Source organism: Bacteroides faecichinchillae JCM 17102, from assembly GCF_000614145.1.
Classification (GTDB): domain Bacteria; phylum Bacteroidota; class Bacteroidia; order Bacteroidales; family Bacteroidaceae; genus Bacteroides; species Bacteroides faecichinchillae.
The window spans coordinates 20396-44783 of record NZ_BAKK01000019.1; the positions used below are offsets into that span (position 1 = coordinate 20396).

Annotated in this window: 15 protein-coding genes and 3 pseudogenes; 4 read left to right on the forward strand and 14 right to left on the reverse strand. The window is 40.7% G+C overall.

All coding sequences use genetic code 11. The features are described 5' to 3' along the window. Positions 1-14 precede the first annotated feature (14 nt). The 13 genes and pseudogenes from JCM17102_RS27255 to JCM17102_RS11090 all read right to left on the reverse strand — a co-directional run bounded on the left by JCM17102_RS27255 (position 15) and on the right by JCM17102_RS11090 (position 17476). Positions 15-3097, reverse strand: a pseudogene (locus JCM17102_RS27255) (SusC/RagA family TonB-linked outer membrane protein). Positions 3098-3120: 23 nt separating this feature from the next. Next, on the reverse strand, positions 3121-3927 hold the full coding sequence (locus tag JCM17102_RS31610; RefSeq protein ID WP_275564381.1) for an NHL repeat-containing protein: 807 nt from the start codon (positions 3925-3927) through the stop codon (positions 3121-3123). Positions 3928-3943: 16 nt separating this feature from the next. After that, positions 3944-4528: an IPT/TIG domain-containing protein gene (locus tag JCM17102_RS31615; protein ID WP_275564382.1), complete on the reverse strand. Its 585-nt coding sequence runs from the start codon at positions 4526-4528 to the stop codon at positions 3944-3946. 1568 nt (positions 4529-6096) lie between these two features. After that, the gene (locus JCM17102_RS31620; protein WP_306302472.1) at positions 6097-6456 is read right to left on the reverse strand and encodes a BT4734/BF3469 family protein; all 360 of its coding nucleotides are present in this window, start codon (positions 6454-6456) and stop codon (positions 6097-6099) included. After that, positions 6423-6788 carry a hypothetical protein gene (locus tag JCM17102_RS31625; RefSeq protein ID WP_025075159.1) on the reverse strand — a complete coding sequence of 122 codons (366 nt, stop codon included), beginning with the start codon at positions 6786-6788 and terminating at the stop codon, positions 6423-6425. Before JCM17102_RS31625 ends, JCM17102_RS31620 begins: the two co-directional genes overlap by 34 nt. A 467-nt stretch (positions 6789-7255) precedes the next feature. Continuing rightward, positions 7256-9672 (reverse strand): annotated as a pseudogene (locus tag JCM17102_RS27265) (TonB-dependent receptor). A 95-nt stretch (positions 9673-9767) separates the two neighbouring features. Further along, complete coding sequence (gene trhA / locus JCM17102_RS11070; RefSeq protein WP_025075160.1) at positions 9768-10418, reverse strand: PAQR family membrane homeostasis protein TrhA; 651 nt, start codon at positions 10416-10418, stop codon at positions 9768-9770. A 103-nt stretch (positions 10419-10521) separates the two neighbouring features. Beyond that, positions 10522-12414, reverse strand: a complete 1893-nt coding sequence (locus JCM17102_RS11075; protein ID WP_025075161.1) for a transglutaminase domain-containing protein — start codon at positions 12412-12414, stop codon at positions 10522-10524. A gap of 33 nt (positions 12415-12447) precedes the next feature. Beyond that, positions 12448-12780: a DUF3858 domain-containing protein gene (locus JCM17102_RS31635; protein WP_506256223.1), complete on the reverse strand. Its 333-nt coding sequence runs from the start codon at positions 12778-12780 to the stop codon at positions 12448-12450. Continuing rightward, positions 12726-14453 (reverse strand): DUF3857 domain-containing protein, encoded by a 1728-nt coding sequence (locus JCM17102_RS27270; RefSeq protein ID WP_275564385.1) that lies wholly within the window; start codon positions 14451-14453, stop codon positions 12726-12728. The genes JCM17102_RS31635 and JCM17102_RS27270 overlap by 55 nt, the downstream gene beginning before the upstream one ends. Positions 14454-14471: 18 nt before the next feature. Continuing rightward, positions 14472-14762, reverse strand: coding sequence for a DUF3858 domain-containing protein (locus JCM17102_RS32230; RefSeq protein ID WP_373278882.1), 291 nt, complete (start codon positions 14760-14762; stop codon positions 14472-14474). Further along, complete coding sequence (locus JCM17102_RS27275; protein WP_306302471.1) at positions 14723-16243, reverse strand: DUF3857 domain-containing protein; 1521 nt, start codon at positions 16241-16243, stop codon at positions 14723-14725. The genes JCM17102_RS32230 and JCM17102_RS27275 overlap by 40 nt, the downstream gene beginning before the upstream one ends. Before the next feature lie 333 nt (positions 16244-16576). Further along, positions 16577-17476 carry a diaminopimelate dehydrogenase gene (locus tag JCM17102_RS11090; protein ID WP_025075162.1) on the reverse strand — a complete coding sequence of 300 codons (900 nt, stop codon included), beginning with the start codon at positions 17474-17476 and terminating at the stop codon, positions 16577-16579. Positions 17477-17766: 290 nt separating this feature from the next. Here JCM17102_RS11090 and ruvA point away from each other — a divergent pair, with 290 nt between their 5' ends. The 3 genes from ruvA (at position 17767) to JCM17102_RS11110 (ending at position 21568) form a co-directional block, all read left to right on the forward strand. Further along, complete coding sequence (ruvA, locus tag JCM17102_RS11095; RefSeq protein ID WP_025075163.1) at positions 17767-18372, forward strand: Holliday junction branch migration protein RuvA; 606 nt, start codon at positions 17767-17769, stop codon at positions 18370-18372. A gap of 20 nt (positions 18373-18392) precedes the next feature. After that, on the forward strand, positions 18393-19382 hold the full coding sequence (locus tag JCM17102_RS11100) for a DUF3843 family protein (protein WP_025075164.1): 990 nt from the start codon (positions 18393-18395) through the stop codon (positions 19380-19382). A 332-nt stretch (positions 19383-19714) separates the two neighbouring features. Continuing rightward, complete coding sequence (locus JCM17102_RS11110; protein WP_159106329.1) at positions 19715-21568, forward strand: family 43 glycosylhydrolase; 1854 nt, start codon at positions 19715-19717, stop codon at positions 21566-21568. Between the two features lie 217 nt (positions 21569-21785). Here the strand turns inward: JCM17102_RS11110 and JCM17102_RS11115 are convergent, their stop codons facing one another. Then, entirely contained in the window at positions 21786-22625 is an 840-nt protein-coding gene (locus tag JCM17102_RS11115) for an outer membrane protein assembly factor BamD (protein WP_025075166.1), read from the reverse strand. A gap of 163 nt (positions 22626-22788) precedes the next feature. On the opposite strand from JCM17102_RS11115, the pseudogene JCM17102_RS27280 reads away from it, so the two are divergent. Further along, positions 22789-24239 (forward strand): annotated as a pseudogene (locus JCM17102_RS27280) (CCA tRNA nucleotidyltransferase). Positions 24240-24388: the final 149 nt, after the last annotated feature.

Genomic DNA, 24388 nt, shown 5'->3' on the forward strand with positions numbered 1-24388 from the left:
TTTTAATGATTGTTTTAGATTCCTATAGTTAATCCGATGGTAACAGTTTTAGATAACGGATATTGTTGTCCGTTAGAACTACCCAATTCCGGATCCCAAAGCTTGAAGCTAGAGAAAGTCAACAGATTTGTTCCCATCAAGTAGAGACGTACGCGGTCTAAATGAAGCTTATTGACAAATTGTTTAGGGATACTGTAACCGATTTCTACATTCTTCAAACGCATGTATGAACCGTTACGCAGCCAATAAGTAGAAGGACGATAGTTGTTGCTGTTGCCACCATAACTCAGACGTGGGTATTTAGCATTCGGATCTTCGTTGGTTCCTAATGACCAGTAGTTACCGACTACATCTGTCAGGATATTACCCCAAGACTTATCTCTGAATGGGTATACTGTAAATCCGTCGATAAAGAAGGATGACTTACCGGCTCCTTGGAAGTGAACGTTGACGTCAAATCCTTTCCATTGAGCAGATATACCGAAACCGTAGATCAGGTTAGGACGGGTAGTCGCACCGATAGGCACTTCGTCATCTGAGTTAATTACACCGTCACCATTTACGTCTTTGTACTTGATATCTCCCGGCATGATGCCTGAGCCTTGTGACGGTCTGTTACGGATTTCTTCGTAATCTTTGAATAGTCCTTCAGCTATCAGACCACGTGCCTGGTCTACTCGGAAACCGTATTTCATCTTATACGGATAACGGCTGTTCTCTTCGTCATACTCCTTGATTTCATTCTTGCTATAAGTCATGTTGCACGTACTGTAAGGTCTACTTGCCCCAGTTTCTGCTTATAAGCGATGTTACCGTCAAAACCTTCAGACAGAACGGATCCTACGTTAGCGAAAGGTTTTGTAGAGATATGGTTCAGACCGATGATCTGAGGAAGGAAACTGCGCACCATATAAATACCGTCACGTTGTTCGTGGAAGTAGTCGATAGTACCGCTGAATTTGTCGTCGAACAAAGAGAAGTCAAGTCCGAGGTCATGCTTCTTGGCAATTTCCCAAGAGATATTTCTGGATGCGATTCTCGAATAAGTCAAGCCCGGATAATAATAGTTGCTTGTACCGATGTCACCATAATAGTATCCGTCTTCATCCCAAGTTCCAAATTTCTCAACGTAAGGGAAACGGGTTCCTACATTGTCGTTACCTACCTTACCGTAAGAGTAGCGTAATTTGAACATATTCAGCCACTTGAGGTTCTTCTTGATGATTGCCTCTTCAGCGATGTTCCATGCTACTGAATAAGCAGGGAAGAATCCAAACTGGTGTCCTGTAGCGAAATTCTCAGAGCCGTTGTAACCGAAGTTAAAGTCAAAGAAGTAGCGGTATTTCCATCCATAGGTAAAACGTCCGGCAAATCCCTGGTGACGGTTCTGGATACTTTGTACAATTTTATCATAGCTGTTTGTGTTGCTATTATGAGACGTATTGGTAGTCTTATCTTGTGTGTACTTTAATACTCCTCCTACCATATGGTCACCAAACGTGCGGTTGTAGTGTAACTCTGCCTCCAGATATTCCTTCCGTTGTCCGCTTGAGTACATTGTTCCATTCATCAGTTGTTCCTTTTCTATTCTTCTGAACTGAAGTTCTCCGTCAGAAGTACGCTGACGTTCTGCCATCCAGCTTTCAGGCCATTTGTAACGGTTGTCACCATTGTCTGTATAAGTATCGAATCCGAAACGTCCGTAGAACTTCAATCCCTTAGTGATAAATTTAAGATCTTGTTCGAGATTTGCTGTAGTCTGAATCTTATTCTTCCATGTTTCCTGGTATCCTTGCTGAGTGGTCAGTACCCAAGGGTTTCTTTGGCCTCCATTACCGACAGCTGCCCATTTTCCGTCACTGTATTGTACCGGAGAAGCAATGGGGCTGTATCCCAACAGTGAATTCCAGATTTCATGATACTGGCTTCCCGGCAGATTCTGCTTGTCCAAAGAGCCAGCTACACCAACTTTCAACAATGTGGTTTTTGTCAGGTCTATGTCCACATTCATACGGTAATTCCAACGGTGATAGTTGGCATTGGTGTTATAGTCTGTCATAGCACGATCTGTCTCGTACATACCACCTTCATTTACATAACTAGCAGAAATGAAATAGCGAGCTACCGTACCACCACCGGTCAGGTCTATGTTTGCACGATAAGTGGGAGCACCTTTTTTCAAGATTAAATTCATCCAGTCCACATTCGGGAAAAGATCCTGGTCCAGACCGTTTTCAAACAGTCTCAGATCGCTATCAGAATAAGCCGGCGCTTGGCTACGGGTAATCAAAGCCTCATTCATCATACGGGCATATGTAGGACCGTCTACAAATTCCGGAGTTTTGGTACGTGTGCTATACGAAGTTTCCACCTTGGCATTCACACGCGTTTTTCCTTCTTTACCGCGTTTGGTGGTAATCAGGACAACACCATTTGCACCGCGAGAACCATAGATAGCAGTTGCAGAGGCATCTTTCAAAACAGAGAAATCTTGGATATCTTCCACATTGATCTCATTCATGTCACGTTCAAAACCATCGACCAGTACCAATGCACTACCGCCAGCACCGAAAGTGGAGATACCGCGGATCCAGAACTCGGAAATGTTGTTACCTGGCTGTCCTGAAGTTTGGCGTGCCATAATACCCGCTACGTTACCTGCAAGGGCATTTGTGATACTTGCCGTAGGAGTACGTAACTGAGATACATCGACAGTGGTAACGGCACCCGTCATGGTTATCTTTTTCTGGGCACCCGTTCCTGTAATAACGACTTCATCAATTGCCGTTGCTTTGGTCTCAGCCATGACTACGTTGATATTCTTTTTATCTTTGACGAAAATTTCCTGCTTGTCAAAGCCTACATAAGAAAAGACCAGATAAGAATAATTGGGGACCTTAATCTTATAACGTCCGTCTATGTCAGTTATCGCACCGAAGCCCGGCACATTTTTCACCGTCACGTTCACACCCACTAGAGGCTCATTCCTTGCATCTGTGACGATTCCCGTCACTTCAAGTTTTTCTTGCTCGTTTTGAGCGTAGGCTGTAGTTGTCCAGCCTACTATCAATAAAAATAGTAAGATTATATTTCTCATATTCATTTGTGTTTTAGATAGTATTATTCTGTTGTCATATAACGAATACCTTTATTATCAATATCTCCAATGTAGAAGATATCTTCATCGGGGTCGTAAGTAAGACCGGACGGTTGATTGAAACGTGCTTCCATCAACGGATTACCGTCTACATATCCCCAGACTTTACCGTCAGCGTTTTCATTGCTTCGTCCGGCTACAAGGGAAGCTACCCCATAAGGATCTAATTTCCAGATACAGTGATTATCTCTGTCGCAGAAGTAGAAATCATACTGATCTTGGTCAGGACCAATTCCTTCTCCGTATTTTTCATTTTTAACGAATACACCGAATTCAGGTTTTTTAAATCGGGCAGCACCTCCGGTTCCTTCCTTGAAGTCTTTATCGTTCATGTTTCCGGCAATAACCGTAGGATTACCAAATGTTTTGGCCACCGGATCATAATCGGCTCTGAACACCGCTCCGAATCCGTCAGATAGCATATACATGAATTTATTGGACGGGTGTTTGAATAATAGCGTGTGTGAACCGCCTACTGACGAGATCTGGCTCAGGCTGAAGGCAACTTCTGCATTGCTATCGATATTCGGAATGGCTCCGTTACGTATCATTTTGTAGACTTTACCCTCCCACCAAGTGGTATAAAAGATTGTTCCATCGTCCATATACACTAAGCTGTAAGAGGTCTTACCATAGTTGTAGGGACGGATTCGTCTGAAATTCTCACGACGGAGAGAATAATAGATGTTTGCACGACTAGTGTTGTCCTGACCATGGTCATCGGTAAACAGCAACGTATCTCCGTCTGCACTGAACGTGAAGGAGTACATTGTACTATACCCCGTTCTAGAAGAGGCGTTTCACAGTCCGTTGCGTCAGATTAACCAAATGAATGCCGTCGTAATAGTTTGAAGAGAAAAGTAACCGGTCGTCCCCTTCCTTATACTGAGGGTCGAATACCATACAGTCATTGGAAGGAATAGAAGCTCCTTCATCGAACGAACCTTCTTGAAATGCAGAATTATTATCCTCATCTACTTTACGTAACAAGGTACCTACAATTGTTTCAGGATCATACTGAAACTCCTGTTCGAATGTATGTTCTGCAACTGTTTGGCCATCCGGTCCATCTACACGAACATTGATTATTCCATTAAAGGCTTTAGGAGGAACCATACAATAAATGTTTTTTCCATCGGCTCCAATAGTTTTGGTTGTTTCACCACCGATTGTGATATGAATTTTGGTAGGATCACTTCCAAAATTACTGCCCTCAATGTATAGTCGAGTTCGCATACCTCCCTCTTTGGGGCTGAAATCTGTAAACACTACCGGCTGGGATGGGTCGTACTGTGTAGAATCGACTTTATCATCCTTACAACCGATAAAGGATAAACAGCAAATAAGTGCTGTGATTAAGTGATTTTTCATAAAAAAAATAGTTAAATGGTTGAAATATATTATATCGAATAAATAAGGCTGGAATATATCAAAACATATATTCTAATTACTTTATTTTGTATAACTTAATATAAAAGAAACGCTTTAGTTAAAAGGCAACTAAATTTTTAAAATGAAATACATGATTTTTCTATCTCTTTTTTAGAGCTCCTCCTTCATAATAAAGAATGTAAGTATTGGCATACTATAATTCTTGTGTACGTAATTTTTGGTATTAGATCATTAGATTTCATAATTGTATTATGTTTAAAATTCTTCGTGTTTTTTATTGATTGTAGATTAATTAATAATGCAAATATATAATTTATGGGCAATAAAACAAAGCATTTATGAACAAAAAAATCATGTTTTCCTTAAAATAGCTTCAGATTTATGAAAAAGTTTATAGTTAAGCTGTTGATAGTTAATTGCTTGGTGGATGAAGGCGAAATCTATTAGTGAAAAGAAACAATAATATTAAGGTATCACTCGATAATATATTGTGAAAATTCCCATGTTCTGAATATTTAATATTTACAGTGCCACTAAAAATGTTGTTAATGGATTTGAATGTAATTATTTCTTTTGGAAATTTTCTAATAGATATCCTCAGTAGCGTCTTTCTCATGTTACAAATTTACTTATTTGTACAGTGTTCTCTCATGGTTAAACCTCTTTTTAATTTTAAATCGGGTGCACCGGTAGTGGATGATATGATAACCTGTATGACTTCAAATATTAAATTTCGGGAAGTCTTTTTCTAATTGATACATAGGATTTTCTGTATTGGAAACTTTTGAGTATTGATTTGGAGAAAAACAACGTATTCCAGACCTTTGCAGGTTTTAAATAGAGGTTTTGATTGTGATAGAATTGTAATACTGACCGTACTTTCATAAATACGTAGCAGTTTTTTCTGTATTAAGAGCATATTTAAAGTATTTTTATTTTTGAATCGGAATAATTTTTTGATTTATATAGATTAAAGTTATGAAAAAAAGGATGTCAGTGGGTTGTCCGTTTAAAGAGCAGCCGATTAGTTCGCATATACGAGTACAATGTTTGTTGTTTCTAGAAGATACATTAAGAAATTTTTATGTTCCTTTTGCCCGACAGGTGAACGAATCTTATTCTGATCAAGAAAAAAAGTTGCTTGCCCGAATCATCAGGCTACTTACATTCAGGATGGAGGGACAGCTTTTCGAACCTTGTTTTTCTTGCAAATCTGTTCGGCATGAGTTTATTTCGTTTTTTTGTGCTCAAAATTATTTTCGATTTACTTTATCGACTGGGTGCCCGTTTAGTATAACTGCTCGCACAAAATGCCTTCATGAGTTAGTTATTAAATTGAGATGTTTTTTTGTCTGTCAGATCGATCGTTGTTCTGTTCGTGAACGGAAAATACTTTCTCGAGTTAAAAGAATTCTTGTTCATTAGCTTAGGGGTACGTCAGAATATGATTTACTTAAGAAGAAGCATAAGTCACAAATTACAAAGGTAGAACAACAGGAATTGCGAAAACAAAAGAAAGATGAACAACGGATGAAACACATTAGTCTTTATTTATATAATCCGCTTTCGCAGAAGTATAAGAATAAAGGGTGATTGGCGGCAGATCGGATCAGTGTTTGCAGGGAAGGGTCGGCAGCCAGTTCTTCACGCCAAGGATACGGTGTCGGGTTGGGATTGAGGTAGGCTTCCGGGTCCCATACGCAAGAGCATGGTTGGGTGATGCGTGCACACTGCAGGTCGCAGGGATGTGTTGCGATACGTTCCAGTGTTTGTTGGCAGATGGCGTAGGCGAGGGGATATTCCTCAGTAGTACGTGCGTCGAGGTAGACAAACACTTTGAGGCCTTCACCGGAAATGGAGGTATGGCTATAAGCTACATAAGGAAGTTGCCGGAACAGCTCTTTGATGGCAGCAGTACGTTGGCCGGTATGGTCGGATCATACATGGCAAGAAGGCTCATCCTGATCAGGTTGATGGCAGCGTGGCTATGGTTGGGACGGCAGATCCCTTCAGCGATGACGACGGGCATTGAGTCTTTCACCATCTTCGCTTCATTCTCCCGGTCGGGACGGACTTTCAGTTTCCGGTAACATTCGGTTTGCGGTTTCCAAAGCGGACCGGTGACCTGCGAATAAAGGTCATGTAAGGTAATGGCGGATGAATCTTTGATCCATAAGTTTCTAAAAAAAGAAAACCTAAATTGTAAATCTTTAGTTTCTGGTTGAATACTTGTTCCCATACTAAATTGTTTTAATAGTTTTATTTAAATTGTTTTGTGAAGAAGGGAAAGAAAATAATAGTGGGCAGGGGAAAGAAGCTCGTTATATTTGGTTCCTTAGATCGGGTGCAAAGATAGATTTATTGTTAATATGAATGAAATGTTAAAAACGAACACTTTTGCCAATAAAGTACGTCCTTTTTTGTTGTGTATCAATGAGTTTTGTTATCTAATTTTGCTGAAAAAAATATGTGGACGAATGATGATTCTGGAAGATTGATTTTTACTTGTGAAACCCGCTGTGTATGTGTACTAATGAGATCCGGATAAGTTCTATTCGGTATTTGTGCTTTAACAATTATTTGTATTTACGTATCGTACAGAGGGTCGAAGGGGATGGGTAGAGGGAGGGCCACATCATAATTTAGGCGCGAATGATGTGGAATCCGCGCCTAAAAAAGAAGTTTCGGTTATGTGTATAAATGCAGCTAGTGTTTGATTCCCTCAAACATATCATTCCTATCTTCTTTGGCTTGCGAGGATTTGCCTTTGAAGCTATTGAATGTATAACTCAATGTCAGCATGATTTGCGGATATTTGGGCTTGATCTTTGTGTACGAACGCAAATCAGCCGTTTGGATATCACTGATATAGCAAGCCGACCGGAAGATATCTTTAAATGCCAGAGTGGCTGTGAGCTTCCGTTTGAGCAATTGTTGGCGGACAGCCAGATTGGCATACCAGTAAGCGTCGGTCCGTCCCTGGGTGGTGACAGACGGTCCCACGAAACTGCCGTCTAGTTGCAGACGTGTATATTTTCCTAATGTGAAGAGATTGTTCCACAAAATATCATAATTGGTGCTGGATTCGTTCTTTCCTCCGGCTGCCAGTTCATTCTTTACTTTGTAGTGATAGACGTTGCCGTTAATCGTTGTGTTCCACCAGCGGACGGGATGCAGCGAGGTACTCAGCTCGATACCGGTAGAATAATCGTGTCCTACATTAGCCATTGAGTCCAACGTGACACCTGCAATATAGGGAACACGCAAACGCTCGATCTTATCTTTGCGTGTACGATGGAAGAGGGTTGCCGAAACACTGTTCTCACCAAAGGATTTACGGTAATTCATCTCAAAAGAGTTGATATATTCGGGACGAATATCCGGGTTACCGATCTCGGCGGTGTAAAAGTCACGATACGTTATATAAGGTTCCATGTAGAACAATTGCGGGCGGGTGGTTCGTCGTGAGAAAGAGAGTAGCAGACGGTGATCGTTCGCGAATGTATAGCCAGATGTACCGATGGAAAAAACTCGAAACGGTTTTTCGTCCGGTTGGCTCCGGGAACGGAACTTTTCAATACGGTATGCGTATGCTCTCCACGAACACCGGCTTGGGCCTCAAAACGTTTCCAGTTGGCCGATAAGATGGTATAAATAGAATTTACACCTTCCTGAAAATAGAATGTATTGTAAATGTCGTCACGCCAATAAAAGCTTTGGTTTTCGGGGTTCCACCATTCCATACTGTAATTACCGTCCTCCAGATAGGAATAATATTGATATCCGGCTTCCAGTTTGCCGACCTTTTCGAAAGGAAGACTGTAATCGAGGTTCGCTCTCAGCGTTTCCCGATGCTCTGCTTCGTAAGCGCGATGTCCCTGTTGGCGGTTCCCTTCCAAGTCATTCAAGTCGTTGAAGAAATACTCCAAAGCATGACCACCGTATTTGTAATATCCGGATGCGGCAATCTGATGACCTTTTTCGTTAAAACGATGTTCAACGGAGAAACTTCCCAGACCGATGTTTTCGTCGTTATCATAATCGTCGATACTGTTGTAAAGCTCGGTTACAGGTTCGTTGCCTTTGGTCGTGCCTGTTTCTTTGTAAGACATGTCTCCTTTTCGTTTGTTGCCGCCATAGCCACCTTCAAGGTCTACGTTGATGGAAGTCTTCGATAGTTCCAGGTTCCATCCGCCTTTCAACGTATAATAATAAGAATCACCCGTACGGGGCCCTACCGAGTGGGAAACTGTGGTTTGGTCTCCGACTATGGTCGTTTTCTCCTGATCGAAATCACTCTTACGTAAACGGTCTGTCCATTGTCCGCCTACATACCAACGTGAACGATTATTCTGTTGAGTCAGTAAGAAGTCGATGTTACGGGCAAGCCAGGTACTTCCTGACAGGTTTACCATACCACTTAGTCCCTTCAACGAATGTTTCTTAGTGATAATATTGATAATACCTACATCACCGTCCGTATCATGTTTGGCAGAGGGAGTAGTGATAATCTCAATATTTTCGATGTGTCCTGCCGGAATCTGTTCTAACGCTTGTGTGCCGGAAAAAACGCTTGGTTTGCCATCTATATATACTTTGAAACCTGCACTTCCGCGGAAGGTTATTTCTCCGTCCGCATCCACACGAATGGAAGGAGTGTTCTCCAGAATGTCTACGGCAGAGCCGACACTGCCTACTATGTTGGTGGAGGCGGCCACTACTTTTTTATCCAGCTTATAGACTAACTGGCGTTTTTCGGCCACTACTTCTACTTCTGCCAGACCGTTTTCCAGTGGTTTCATCTCTATGTCTCCCAGATTGAGAACTGTGTTATCTGAAATAACCAGATTTTCACGTGCAATAATGTCATACCCTACCAGACGAATCATCAGAGTATAGGTTCCGGGCTTCACTTTCTGAAGACTGAAAACTCCTTTTACATCGGGGGAGGTATGCATCTGTGGGTTGGTATCTCCACTCTTGAACAAGAGCACATCGGCGAAGTCTATTACTTGCTTACTTGTCGCATCAATTAAGCGACCTTTAATCTGAGGATCAGCAGGCGCAGCCCATATCATAGCAGATATCAGGCATAAGGCCAATAATGTAGATAGTTTTTTCATTTAATAGGAAGTATAGTCATGTTTATTTCTGTTTCTCTAAAATGACCTCAAAGATAATAACTTTTCGGCATACCTGATATGAATTAGTCTGATAATTATAATATCAGCCAGATGCCAATGATATGTCCGACACTTCCTCCCAGACAGAATAGGTGAAAGACTGCATGCATATACGGCTTGCGGAGCGAATAGAATATGGCACCAATAATGTAGGATACTCCTCCTCCCAATAACCACCAGAAAGCAGGAGTAGCATTCATGGCTGTCAGATAGTCCATTAGTGGCTTGAGGGCTACGAGAATAGCAGACCCCATTCCTACGAAACAAATTGTCTCCAGATTGTTGTGTTCTTTGAGTTTAGTAAAGCTCAGGATAAATCCGACGATCGCCGATAGCCAGACAAAAGAGAATATTCCCCATCCCCAACCATCTGCATGGCGCATAACGAGTAATGTGAAAGGAGTATATGTACCGGCAATATGTAAATATATAGCTCCATGATCGAATTTACGAAGTAATTCTTTCAATCGTCCCGGACGACTGGCATGATACCACGTTGAACTAATGTAGCAAGATAACATTCCTACTAGATAGACTGAAACGCAGCTCACCGCCCATGTTGGTTCCCTATTTTCAGCTGCTCTTTTTAGCAGTAAATATCCTGCAATCATTCCAAGCAGAATACCTGAACCATGACTTAGGGCATTCGCCCATTCCTCTCCATTGCTGTATCGTTTATTTTTCAAAGTTTTTCCTCCGTATGTTCAAATTGTCCTTTGGTTACACAAAGGTAGTGCTTTTTCTAAGAAGAGAAAGAACAAAGGTTTTTTGTTGTATCGACTCTTGGGCTTATTCTTTTCTTAAAACAATTGTTCCATTATATTGCTCTGCCACTTGTTTGCGGAAGTCGATAAAAGCTGTATATTCTTCCGGATCATAAACACCTTTGTTCATCAACAGTCGGTGGGTAACAAATATCTCTTTGTCTTTCACCTGAACGGAAGATGAGAATTTACCGAATTTGCTTTGCAGACTGACCGGACGAGGAAGTCCTTCAATGGTATAACCTTCGGGCAATGGAATGTGGATGCTGTCTGTGTCCGAAAAACCATAATTGATATGAATAGGATATGTACGCTTTGCGCTACGGGGGACACTGAATCCTTTACGGAAAACATTGACAGGGATGAACAGCCGGTTGCCTGTTTTATTGCCATATTGGTTACTACTGATCACATAATTGAAAGTGATAGACGGATTGGATTCTTTCTGTTCATTAATTTGTAGATTGAGAATATCGGCTTGTGGCAAATTAATATTCGAACGGATACGGTCCTTCTTTTGATTGGGTTCCAAGTACATGATATCTGCTTCGTCTTCGTATTGAAACAGTCGGGAAATCTCATTTACTTCGATGCGGGTCTCAGTCGTGGGAGAAAGGAGGACTTTGGCCGCAATAGTTTGTGTGTTTAGTGAATCCGGATAGGTAGGCAGACGATAGATCCGTCCTCCTGTAGCCTCGATCAGTAACGCGTCGTGGCCTGCAATGCCTTGGTGCACATATCCGAAGGGGAGCTCTGCATTGGTACATTCCAGCCAGAGTGTATCTTGCGGAAGAGGAACATGCAGGATAACATGATTCATCTGGTTCGGACTTGAGAAGTCGGGAATGAGCCGCTCATTTTCGGTGCTGATGGCAGTATAGGTAGAAGAAATACCTAGTTCTTTCAACATGGCACGCATATAATTGGAGAGTCCTTTGCAATCACCGAATCCTGTACGGCAAACATCAGTGGCAGCAATGGGCTGCAAGCCGCCAATTCCTAGCTGAATGCTGACGTAACGTGTGTTTTTTGCCAGATAGTCGTACACTGCTTTCACTTTCTCCCGGTCGGTGGAGCAATTAGCCGTCAGTTCATGCAGGGAATTCCGGAAAGGTTCGGTCAGCAAGTCACGTCCTTCGAGCAATTTGTTTTGCCATTCTCCAAATTTCTGCCAAGTGCTCATGTCTCCTACGGTCTTGTCGTATTGAAAGGTAGAAGGGGAAAAATGTACACATGGAAACAGCTGCGCAAAAGAAGGACCGAACGGTTCTTTTTCGATTGCTGGCAGTTTGGTAGCTGTGGCTTCGATAATCTGCTGTCCATCCGGACCGGTAGACTCTTTCACCTGGATGTTCTTTCCTTTAGTGTATTGTTCATAATACCGGCAGGTTTGTTCGGCAGGCAACTCAATCCGGTAAGAAGCTTTTTCTACTCTTTGGCCGAAGCTGAACTGGGGTAGGAAAGGCGGATAACCGATGAGACCGTTGGTGCATTTTACTTCCCATTCGTATCTCACAGTAAAAGGCAAAGAAGGATAGTTGCAGTCGTACACATAGAAATAATCATCCGAAGCGAGTGAACCGGAGTATTCGCTCTTCTGAAGATTTGATTTCTTAATCTTCCGTACGCTTTGCCCGGTGGCATTAAATATCTCTCCGGAAAACTTCTGCAAGGAACTGAACATGTCACAACGACAAATAAACCGGGCGTCTTCCATCCCTTTGCGATTGAGAATGGTGATGGTGATGCTCTGCTTTTCTACCGATTGCGTCATCGACTTACAAATGATTTCTGTGTGCATATCCTGTACGATGGAGATGAGATCGGACTGCACACCCTGCGCTTGTGCGAAGAGTGTAAAAAGGCTTAAACAGGCGTAGGATAGAAGTCTGGTTATTGGATTTCTGGAATGATTCATTATGTATATAAAGTTTTTTAAGATGGGGATTATTTATAACTTTCTCAGTACTACCATTTCATTGTTTTTATTGGTGAGCTTTTCCCAGAAAGCTTTCACGTCTTGATACTCATCAGGCAGATAGAATGATTTGCTGGAAGAAAACACATATTCTATTTTTATTGCATCCTGTTCTTGGGATATGTTGTATTGGCAGATACTTTGTCCGTCTTTTGCTATGAGTTTCATAGGTTTGGGAATTTCTTCGATTACATAGCCTTCAGGAATTCTTAGAAGTGTAGTCTGGAACAATTGGTTGTTATATGGTATTTCTATGGGAAGCTTTCGCTCTGCTTGTGTGAATGGGCATTTGCGACATGAAGGAATACCAGCGGATTGACGTAAATGTGATTGTCACTTACTGTCAGTTGTTTCTCAAATTCAAAGAATTCTGTAACGTCAGGTGAGAATGACCGCCCATTTTTTGCCTGGAATTGCTTGATATTGATGCCTTCTGTTGTTTCCAGTTCGCTTATAAAGGCCGTACTGTCTTTGGCATTATGATAACGTTTCCGAAACGAGTACGTATCTAATCCGGTATACTGAGTCAGCCTGGTTCCTTTGATTTTTCCTTCCGGACAAATGTATCCGTCTACCTTCGAGTCGATTTGATGTTTACCCAGCCGGCTCAGGTTTACCCAATAACTTGCTCCCATATCATGGATGATACGTGCCTGATCTACCATAAGTATAGGAGATAGGACATTTATGAACCCGTAATCTATTGAACCATCTAAAAAAACAAAAGTGCTGTCAGTATCAGCAATACCTACAATAAAGGTGTTTAACTTCAGAATAGAAGGGTGGCTGATGGGTAATTTTCCTGCATCTCTCCTGCTCATAACCACTGGATAACATGGAATCTGTGCGTCACGAAGCATACTCATCAATATAAAATTGAAGTCGGCATTGCTGCCTGTTTGATTTTTTATTACTTTTTTTACTTCATTTCCATATAGGCTGTATTGTCCATTCCAGGATAGCTTCTCTTTGAGGAAAAGAAAGATTGCGGATATTTGTTCCAGTTGGCTAGGTAATTTATCCAGGTGCAGTGACTTCATTTCTTTGTGGTAAGGATTGCGCATACTGAGTAATCCGCCAAAACTTTCATTTTCTAACAGCATTCTATCGATATCATTCCACGTTTGGGTAAATGAATGATAGGGCTCTCCCGGAATTTCAAGTCCTTTGATTTCGAGATTGACACCGCTCAGGTAGTCATCTACGCACCAGATATAATTATCAGCATGAAGAGCTGGTAATTGCTTGCCGGTGAATAGTAAATAGTCTCCTTTGCATTCTATCGTTCCTGGAGGATAGGGCGGTTCGAGCATGAATAATTGACGGGTTGTTTCTTTTTTAGGGGTTAGGCTATAGCTGCCTTGTACCTCTAGATTGTATTTAAAATATTCGGGTATTGTTATTTCATATTGAGCCAAAAGGACCGGAATATTCCTTTGAGCTTTCCAAGGAGCTATGGTAAAGAAAAAATCAGAATGTAATTGAAACTTATATTCGAATACTGTTCCTTGCTTGACAGCAGGTATGGAGAACTTAGTCAGCATATATTCGTCGTTTAGCCGTTCTTTAAAAATAAGATCGTTTTTTAGTTTGGTGCGTACAATTTCTCCTTTTTCCAGATTGTAGGCTGATGCGTCAATTTGTTTGACAGTCTCTCTTAAGCGATTGTCTTTTATATTCAGGTAATATGGAATGCTGATGTTAGCATGAGATACCCCATTAGGCTTGAGTACTTTGACCTTGAACTCGTAATCATATACCAGGTGGAACTGCCGGTCGCTGAAAATATAGTTTACACTACATTTGGAATAAAGTACAACTGCCGTAGCGGATGTGTCAGGAGTATACTCGGTCATGGCCAACTCTTCTAAGGTGGGATGGTTGTATTTTGTGTTAGGTTCGATAGTAGCGACCTTAGTCTGATGGGCGGAACCTTGCCAACCTAATAACAACATGGCAAACAGTAGTATCAGTTTCATATTATTTGCAGAATGGAATTATATTTTTTTCAGTACAATAGTCGCTTTATTCTTATCAATCATTTTGGTCCATATATCTTGTATCTGTTTGTATTTATCGACAGGGAACAGATAGGATTTCAGGATGAATAGATAATTCAGCCGGATCTTATTCTCTGCTTTCTCTATCATATATCTACATTGCAGATCATTACTGTCGTTTTTGATAAGTTGCGACTGGGGTAGCTCTTCCACTGTGTATCCTTCTGGAATGGTGAGAGTAGACGATACTACAAAACTATATGGATAGGGGAACTCGACAGGAAGCACTCTCTCTGCCTGGAAGAAGGATTCTTATCTACGTGTGTGAAAATCATCGGATTAACATATAGTCGGTCTCCGGATGTTCCCGCTTTTAGGGTGAAATCTGTTACTTCTTCCAATTGTGCGAGATCGTCAGAAATGTTTTGGATCCTCGTATTGCTAAAGACACTTTTGTCATTTTCCGGAGCATCGGCTGATTCTTTTTTGTGTAGCTTCCGTTGCTGAAATTCCAATGCCTGATGTCCGGTAAAGGAGGATTTACGCTTCCCTTTAATCTCTGTTCCTTCTATAGCAGCTTCAATGGAAATTAATACAGCGCTATTTGAAAGCTTGGTCAGATCCACCCATTTCTTTTCTTCCGTTTCCGGTGAACCAAGCATGTACGCTTGACTTACGGTTAGCTCAAGTGGCAATACATTGAGTGTCGGAATCTCCATTGAGCTGTCTAGGTAGATATATTTATTGTTGTCCTGGTCGTAAACGGCAACAACAAACGTGTTCAGCTTCTGAATAGAGGGATAATTGATGGGAAGTATTCCTGCTGAACGGTGGCTTATAACAACAGGATAGGCTGAAAAACCGAAGTCCTTGAGTATACTGATGAGCACGAAGTTTAGATCGGCATTACTACCTTTTTTCTCTTTTAGCACTTTAGAAGGATTTATACCGTATAACCTGTAAGTACCATCCCATGCCAGATTCTTTCTCAGTACCTTAAATGCGGTGATAATTTTCTGGTTAGTGGTCATATCACTGGAGAAATCGCGTTTGGCATCCTCTCTGAAAGGATTGGTCATCGACATAAGCTGACCGAACGGTTCGTATTCGATGTTCATAAGTCGTTTCTCTATATCCGACCACTTCTTGCTGATAGGACGGTATTCCTGTCCTGGAAAGTTGGTGCCTTGCATGTCGAAACTAATCTGCACTTTGTAATCTTCCGGACACCAGCAGTAGTCTTCCTTTTGTTTAATGGCTGGAAGGTTCTCGCTAGTGAATGTTAATTGATCACATTTAACGAAGAATACATCTGCCGAACCAGCTCCACCGGGTCCATAGTTGGATGCATGCATGGTGGCTTGTTTTTTATCTGTTTTTATCAAGTCGCTCCCACGACTTTCGATGTTGAAGATATATACCAGGGGAATAGTGATTTCGTACTGATTGTAAACTACCGGGATTTCTTGTTGCATATACCAATTGGGTATTTCGATGTAACTGGTGGTTGTCATATAACGGTATTCGATCACCGTTCCGGCTTTTACTGCGGGAAGAGAGAATTTCAAGACTTTGATATTAGGGTCTACTCGTTCGTCAGATATCAGGTCACTGGTGAGTGCAGTCTTGACAATCTTTCCATTTTCCAAGTTATAACTGGCTCCATCCAGTTTTTCTATTCTGTCAGCTTCTTTATGTGTGTCTGTAGGAGAGTAGTATGGGATGGCGACATCTGCATAAGAGGTTCCTTGTGATTTCAGAATTTTCACTCGAATTACTTGTTCGGTATGTAGCTTGAAAAAGTCATTGTAAGTGAAATAGGTTTTCCCTTGATGAAGAAGGCATACGGCTGTAGCTGTGGTGTCGGGGGCATAAGTAGTCAGGATAATTCTTCTTTAGTAGGTTTGCCGTATTTTAAGTTGGGCTTGAGAACGGGATCGCTTTGTTGTGCTAGAGCATACGATATGCACAGAAATAAATAAGTGCATAGTGTGAATAGTTTTTCCATATTCTTGTGTGTTGTTCATACTATCACAAATTTAGGAAAAAAAAGAGAAAGAACCAAGCCTTTCTCTTTTTATTTTCATCTTTAGGGTAAAGATTTATACGAGATGTCCGATCCACTCTTCGCGGTCGCCTGGAAGCAGGTCGATTACCGGAACTTCTACCATGGTATAACAACCCGGTTGCTGTTTCATAGAAGCGCGTGCTACGCATACTAATACTTGTGCAGTCAGCGCAGGATTGTTGATACGCATATTGAATTCGAATAACTGGTTTTGAGTTTTTCCGGATACTCCTTTGCGAGTCAGGTTCACCCCATGTCCCATATCCAGCAAAGCGTCTACACTCGGCACGAGTTTTACGTGTGTTTCGTCATTCACAAAATAAGGGTCTGCTTTGATGGCTGCTGCCACTTCTTCAAACTTATATCCGTCCTTCAATTCGATATATACCATACGGCGATGAATACCGGTTCCTGTCGGGATAGTCATAGATAAAGCGGCTTTCACTCCATCAACAGCTTTTACGGCAACGGTGTGTCCCATACTCATACCGGGACCGAAGTTGGTGTATGTGATACCTTTCGGAGCGATTGCTTCGAGCATGGTACGTACGATAGAGTCACTTCCCGGATCCCAGCCTGCAGATATGATCGATACAGCTCCATGTGCTTTGGCTGTAGCATCCAGTGAACGGCGTAAATCTACAATGCCAGTATGAATGTCGAAACTATCGACCGTATTAATACCCATTGCCAGGTATTCTTTGGCATATTTCTCTACGCTGCGAGTCGGAGTACAAAGTATGGCAACTTCTACACCTTCCAACTCTTTGATATCTTTCACTACTGCATACTTTGCTAGTTCTTCCGGCATGTTTTCTGCTCCTGCACGACGAACAACACCCGCTATTTCAAAATCAGGTGCAGCTTGAAGGGCCTCAAGTACATAGTGCCCGATATTACCATAACCAACGATGGCGGCTCTTACTTTTTTCATCCTTTAATAGGTTTTAATGAACAAATTTCTTTCTAATTGCTGCAAAATTAAACATTTTATTATAAACTATTGTTTTCTGACTAATATTTTTTTTATTAGTTTAATGAGAATGGGGGGATTGCTTGGAAATCGGGTTTTGTATTACACAACTTTTTCTTTGGATTAGAGAGGTTGTTCCTTAATCAGTTATACAATAAAATTTCGTCTGCTGTTATTGCGCATGAAAAATATTTTATTGCCGATAAACTTCATTTGCGAGGCTGAAAAATAAAGTATACATTTGTCCCATTATGATAGAATATCTTAGAGGCGAGATTGCCGAGCTAAGTCCGGCAACCGCAGTAATTGATTGTAACGGGGTAGGATATATTGCTAATATATCGTTGAATACTTATTCTGCTATTCAGGGAAAGAAAAACTGCAAGTTGTATATTTACGAAGCTATTCGTGAAGATGCTTATGTGTTGTATGGATTTGCCGAAAAGCAGGAACGAGAGCTTTTTTTGTTGTTGATCTCCGTATCGGGTATTGGTGGAAATACGGCACGTATGATTTTGTCTGCACTCTCTCCGGCCGAATTGGTGAATGTGATTAGTACGGAAAACGCTAATCTGTTGAAAACGGTGAAAGGGATTGGGTTGAAAACTGCACAACGTGTTATTGTCGATTTAAAAGATAAAATAAAAACAATGGGAACAATTACTGCAAGTGGAGGTGCTTCTGTTGGAATGCTGTCATCACCTGCTAATGTAGAGGTGCAGGAAGAAGCTGTGGCTGCCTTGACTATGCTTGGTTTTGCTACGGCTCCTTCACAAAAAGTGGTGTTCGCCATTTTGAAGGAGGAACCGGATGCACCTGTTGAGAAGGTTGTTAAATTGGCTTTGAAGAGACTGTAAGAGTCGGGAATAAAAAGAATATGAAGCAGCAGAAAATATATATGAAAACATGGCTGGACTCTCACAGCCGTCTGAAATTAGTGGATACGGATCAATGGTATCTTGATTTAGCTAATCATTTGTTATGGGTGATTAGTGAGTCGGATCTATATCGGGAAGAAACGCTAGAGACTCAACAACAGGTAGCCATTACGATGGCACTTTATCTGGAAGATTGTGTGGCAGATAGTGGCAATTGGCGTCAGTTTATCCGTTGGCATAAGAAGAGTTATGGTCGGTATCTTCCTTTTTATACGGTGTCCGGGAGTTATTTTCCGGATGAGATTAATAAAGAAGATGTCGCTTTCTTGCTTTGGGCAATCAATTCTCCGGTTGGAGAAGAGACCGATTACATTGAGAACCCGTTGGATGCAGGTTTGCTGGAATTTGCAGATGTACTTTATAAATTGCTGGATGAAGTATTCGAAGAGGCTCCTATAAGTGACGGCCTTGCCGGTGACTGGCTGATGGAAACTGAATTGATGGAAAAACAACGTGCTGCTTTGCCTGTTGCTTTGATGGATGAGAAATTGCCTGTCAATGTAGAACGTTTTATGAAAGCGAGTGGAGGTGAGGCTTTAATGTTCTTTGATTCTTATGCTGCTCTGAAACTTTTCTTTATACAAGCTTTGAAATGGGAAGATGAAGAAGACTCTTTACTGCCGGACTTGCAGGAATGTGAGAATTTTGTATTGTATGCTAATATGAAAGGATTATTAATAGGTCCCGATGTAGCGAAATATTTTGCTGATAAACGGAATGAGTTGTATGATGCAGAAACAGCGGAAGAAGAAGCCTATGAACTCTTTTGTGAGCAGGGGCTTTGTCCGTTCGATTTATTAAAATATGGTATGGAACATCATTTATTGCCCGATGCTCAGTTCCCATTTGAAAATGGAAAGGCTTTGCTCCATGAGAATTGGGATTTTGTGGCTCGTTGGTTCTTAGGAGAATATTATGAAGGGGAGTAAGTGACATGAGTATTAAAAAGAATAACAATCCTTTTGCAGAAAAGGCAAAGTCCGGGAAGGGGAAAAAGATAGTTACGGGAAAGAGAGTAGGTAAATCTAAGCCGGAAAAGGCGAATAATCAGTTAAACAGAAGGGTTAAGTAAAAAAGTAACCTTAGTTGAGAAATTCATAATCTATAGATACAAACTTTTTCTTTTATGCTAATATGAAAATAATTGAAAAATAATATCTATATGATAGAATATTTTTTTAACTTTGAATTTAGATAACAAGTCTTTTAATATAGAACTTAGACTAATTTAATTAAAATGAAAAACATGAAATGTAGAACAATGAAAAAAGTATTGACGAAAAGTCTTTGTATGTTAGCTGTTTTCTTATTAGCTACAGCTTGCGGTAAAGAGGATGATGTTTCTCAGACAAATAACAATGAGGACTCAAAAACTTCTTATGTATATTTGAAAAAATATGGTGTAGAAATAATCAAGGTTTCCATTCAGAAAGAAGAATTTGTCTATTCTTTATCAGTTTTTAAAGGAGGTAATAATACGGCATTTGAAGGGAATGTGAAAATAAGTGCATGGACGGAAGAAGAATTAACGGCGTACAATAAGAATAAAGGAACTTCTTATGTATCTATAGCTTCTGATTTGTACTCGGTAACTCCGGAGAGACAAACTTTTACTAAAGAACAAAAGTCTCTGAATTTTGATGTAAAGCTAATTCCTGAAAAGTTATTGAAGGTTATAGGAGAAAACACTAAAGCTGAGTATGTGATTCCGTTGCGACTGGAAAGTGAAGATGTCGAAGTAAAGGCAAACCGCCAGGATTTACTTCTATATATTTCGTTAGAAGCTCCGATGTTGAAGTTTGCTTTCTATGAAAAAACAGTGTTTGTACAAGAAGAAAGCACTAGTTTTAATGTAGGTACAGTTTTGAATTATAAAATTGACGGGAAGGCTTCGGGGAGTCAATGGGATTTCACAAGTGAATTGGTTGTTCCGGAAAATGCATCGGAACTAGTTACCACCTACAATCAATCTAATAAAACTGATTATGAGTTATTACCTAGTGGGGCATATGACCTTACCGAGAAGGTGCATTATAATATCAATGATACCAAGGCGGAAACGACTGTGGTTATTGACAGAAACAAAATGGAAGTAAAATACTATCTTTTACCATTAAAATTATCGACACCTTCCTCAAATGTTGTGATGTGTGACAACGGTATTCTTTATTGTTTAGTAAGCCGTTCGTATAATAATCCGATCATTGCTTTCAGTGCTCCGGACCCGACAGTTATTCATACAGATGATGGATATTTCTATCTGTATGGTACAGAAGACACACGTAACATGCCTATATATCGCTCAAAAGACATGGTGAGCTGGGAATATATGGGGACAGCGTTTACTAACGAAACGCGTCCTATCTGGGAAGGTGAGCATAGTCTGTGGGCACCGGAAATTCGTCACTTTGACGGACGCTATGTGCTTTACTATTCTTGGGCTAAATGGGGGGATGAGTGGAACAGTAATGTAGGAGTAGCCGTATCTGACTCGCCAACTGGTCCATTTATCGATAAAGGATGTGTGATAGATGCACAGGATATGGGAGTACAGAACTCTATAGATCAGTTCTTTTACGAGGACGGTGGAAAGAAATATATGTTCTGGGGAAGTTTCCGGGGGATTTACGTAACGGAGCTTACTGATGACGGTTTGCGTGTAAAGATGAATGCAGATGGTACTCCGGTATTAAAAAAACGTATCTGTGGAAATTATTTTGAAGCTACTAATATTTATAAGAAGGGAGAGTATTATTACCTCTTCGCTTCTATAGGAAGCTGCTGTGAAGGTGCAAAAAGTTCATACACTACAGTGGTGGGACGTTCTAAGAATGTATTAGGTCCTTATTTGAATAAAACCGGTGGTGATATGCTTTATGATAAGTATGAAGTTGTATTGAAGGGCAATTCTGTATGGGCTGGTCCCGGTCATAACTCAATTATACAAGTAGATGATGACGGGGTTGAATGGTTGATTTATCATGGATATAAAAAGTTGGAAGCCGATAATGGACGGGTGGTATTACTTGACCGTTTACATTGGACTGATGATGGTTGGCCTTATGTAAAGGATTTGGCTCCATCTGTATCATCTCTTATTCCGGTTTTTAGATAAGTTTGTGAGATAACTTGAGTTATTATGATAGAGATATAATGAGATATTCACAGATTCTGTTATTGGCTGGTTTCAGTTGAAAAAAGGATTGTTGTGCCAAGATAAGTAAAGCTGACTCAAAACTTAATGAAGAGTCGGCTTTATATTTATATCTAACTTACTCAATCTAAATTAGTTCGTTTAGTTTTTAGTTTATAGCGGTAGCTTGTTGTATTGATTATTTCTCTGCTGCAGCTTTCTGTGCGTTAATTTCTTTTTTCTTATTGATGAATCCGATTTTTAAGTTGGCTTCTTCTTGTTCTTTCTTAATTTGAGTCATACTGGAAAGAATTTGTGCCAATTCATAAATCCCAACTGCTGCTTGTCGGTCTGCCGGAGTCATAGTGGTCGTGTATTTACGGTCACCGATATATTCTAAGCGGATATTTTTGTCTTTATTGAGGTTTACGAAATCGATAACTCCCCCGTCTTCTCCTAGCTTATAATCAGCTTTTTCTATTTTCTCGTCCAGATCGGTAGTTTCATAACTGTCTCTGGATCTGGGAGATTCAGCAGATGTTCCGTCAGAAACAGATACTTTGACAGCTGTGTGATGGATGTTGTTACCTCCACAATAAATAGAAGTCATGCTCATAATACCCTGTTCATTCACTTGAAAACGAAGAAAAGAACGGTGCAAGTTCTTTTCAACAGTTTGGGTTGGCCAGAGATAATTACCCATTTGCTGATAGGCAGTATCTTTTTCTAGGATGTATTGATTTTTAATAGCATCAAATGCTTGTTGTTTGGCCTGAAGTGCGCTGTTCAGACTATCTAATTTTTGTTGTTGTACTTTAAGTTCCACGTCCAACATCAAAGCCTGACCGGCCTTACGAGTTTCAAATGCTTTAGGATACAGTATTTTAATACTGTCGATTTGTAACTTGGCTTCTTCGTAGTTGCCTTGTTCGTAAGCTGTGCGAGCTGCTGTCAGTTTTTCATTGGCTTTCTTTTCGATGCCGTTTCCGCACGCAGTCAATAGGAATGCACCGCAACAAAGGGTAATCAGTTTTTTCATCCTGTTATTCGTTTTATAAAACTGTACTGTTTCTATTTGAATAATGCTGAATCTCGATGATTCTGGTGGCAAAAATACAAATATTATCCCTTATTTTTGTACTTTTGCAGCTTTAAAACTTATTAAGTTGATAGCTGATAGTTGATAACTGATAATTGAAAGAATGATTGAATTGACTCAGGAGGAATTGAAGCAGTATTTTAGCGAACCTATTTTCGGCCAAATTGCTGAAACTGCTGATGCGCTCGGATTGGAATGTTATGTGGTTGGCGGTTATGTTCGTGACATTTTTCTGCAACGTCCCTCTAAAGATATAGATGTAGTAGTGGTGGGTAGTGGAATGCTATGGCGGAAACGTTGGGGAAACATCTGGGACGTGGGGCGCATGTTTCTGTATTTAAGAATTTCGGTACGGCACAAGTAAAATATAAAGGAACGGAAGTGGAATTTGTGGGTGCACGCAAGGAATCCTATCAACGTGATTCACGAAAACCAATCGTTGAAGATGGTACACTGGAGGATGACCAGAATCGTCGGGATTTCACAATTAATGCATTGGCTGTCTGTCTTAATAAATGCCGCTTTGGTGAGTTAGTTGATCCTTTCGGTGGCATGGCGGACATGAAGGAAAAGACTATCCGTACGCCGCTTGATCCTGATATTACATTCAGCGATGACCCGTTGCGCATGATGCGTTGTATACGTTTCGCCACTCAGCTGAATTTCTATATTGATGATGCTACTTTTGATTCACTTTGCCGAAATAAAGAACGGATCGAGATTATTTCCCGGGAACGGATCGCAGACGAGTTGAATAAGATCATCTTGTCATCTGTTCCGTCAAAAGGATTTGTTGAGTTGGAACGAAGTGGACTGTTACCGTTGATTTTCCCCGAATTGGCTGCTTTGCAAGGAGTGGAAACTCGAAATGGGAAGGCACACAAAGATAACTTCTACCATACATTAGAGGTACTTGATAATATAAGTAAGAAAACAGACAACTTATGGTTGCGTTGGTCGGCCTTACTGCATGATATAGCTAAGCCGGCAACCAAACGCTGGGAATCTAAAGTCGGTTGGACTTTCCACAATCACAATTTTATTGGTGAGAAGATGATTCCGAATATCTTCCGTAAGATGAAGTTGCCAATGAATGAAAAGATGAAGTACGTTCAGAAGATGGTGAGCCTGCATATGCGCCCTATTGTAATTGCGGATGATGTAGTATCCGACTCGGCTGTGCGGCGGTTACTTTTTGAGGCTGGGGATGATATTGATGATCTGATGATGCTTTGCGAAGCAGATATTACCTCTAAGAATATGGAGCGCAAACAGCGTTTCCTGAATAACTTTCAATTGGTACGTCAAAAATTGAAGGATCTGGAAGAGAAAGATCGTATCCGTAACTTCCAGCCACCTGTAAGCGGAGAAGAAATTATGGAGATTTTCGATTTACACCCTTGTCGCGAGGTAGGTGCTTTGAAAAGTGCTATTAAAGATGCTATCTTAGATGGAGTTATTCCCAATGAATATGAGGCGGCGTATACATTTATGTTGGAGCGGGCAAAGAAGATGGGATTAGTTCCTTCACAGACTTCTTCAAAAGTAGAATAGATAAATTTTGAGCTATTTCTTGGGGAGAATATATGTTCGGTATCTTTTATAGGTAATTTCATTTATAATCTTAAGTCTGGATATAGTAATCCCCTTATTTCAGCTTTATTTTATATAAAGGGAAAATAAGGGGATTCTCTAAGAGGTTT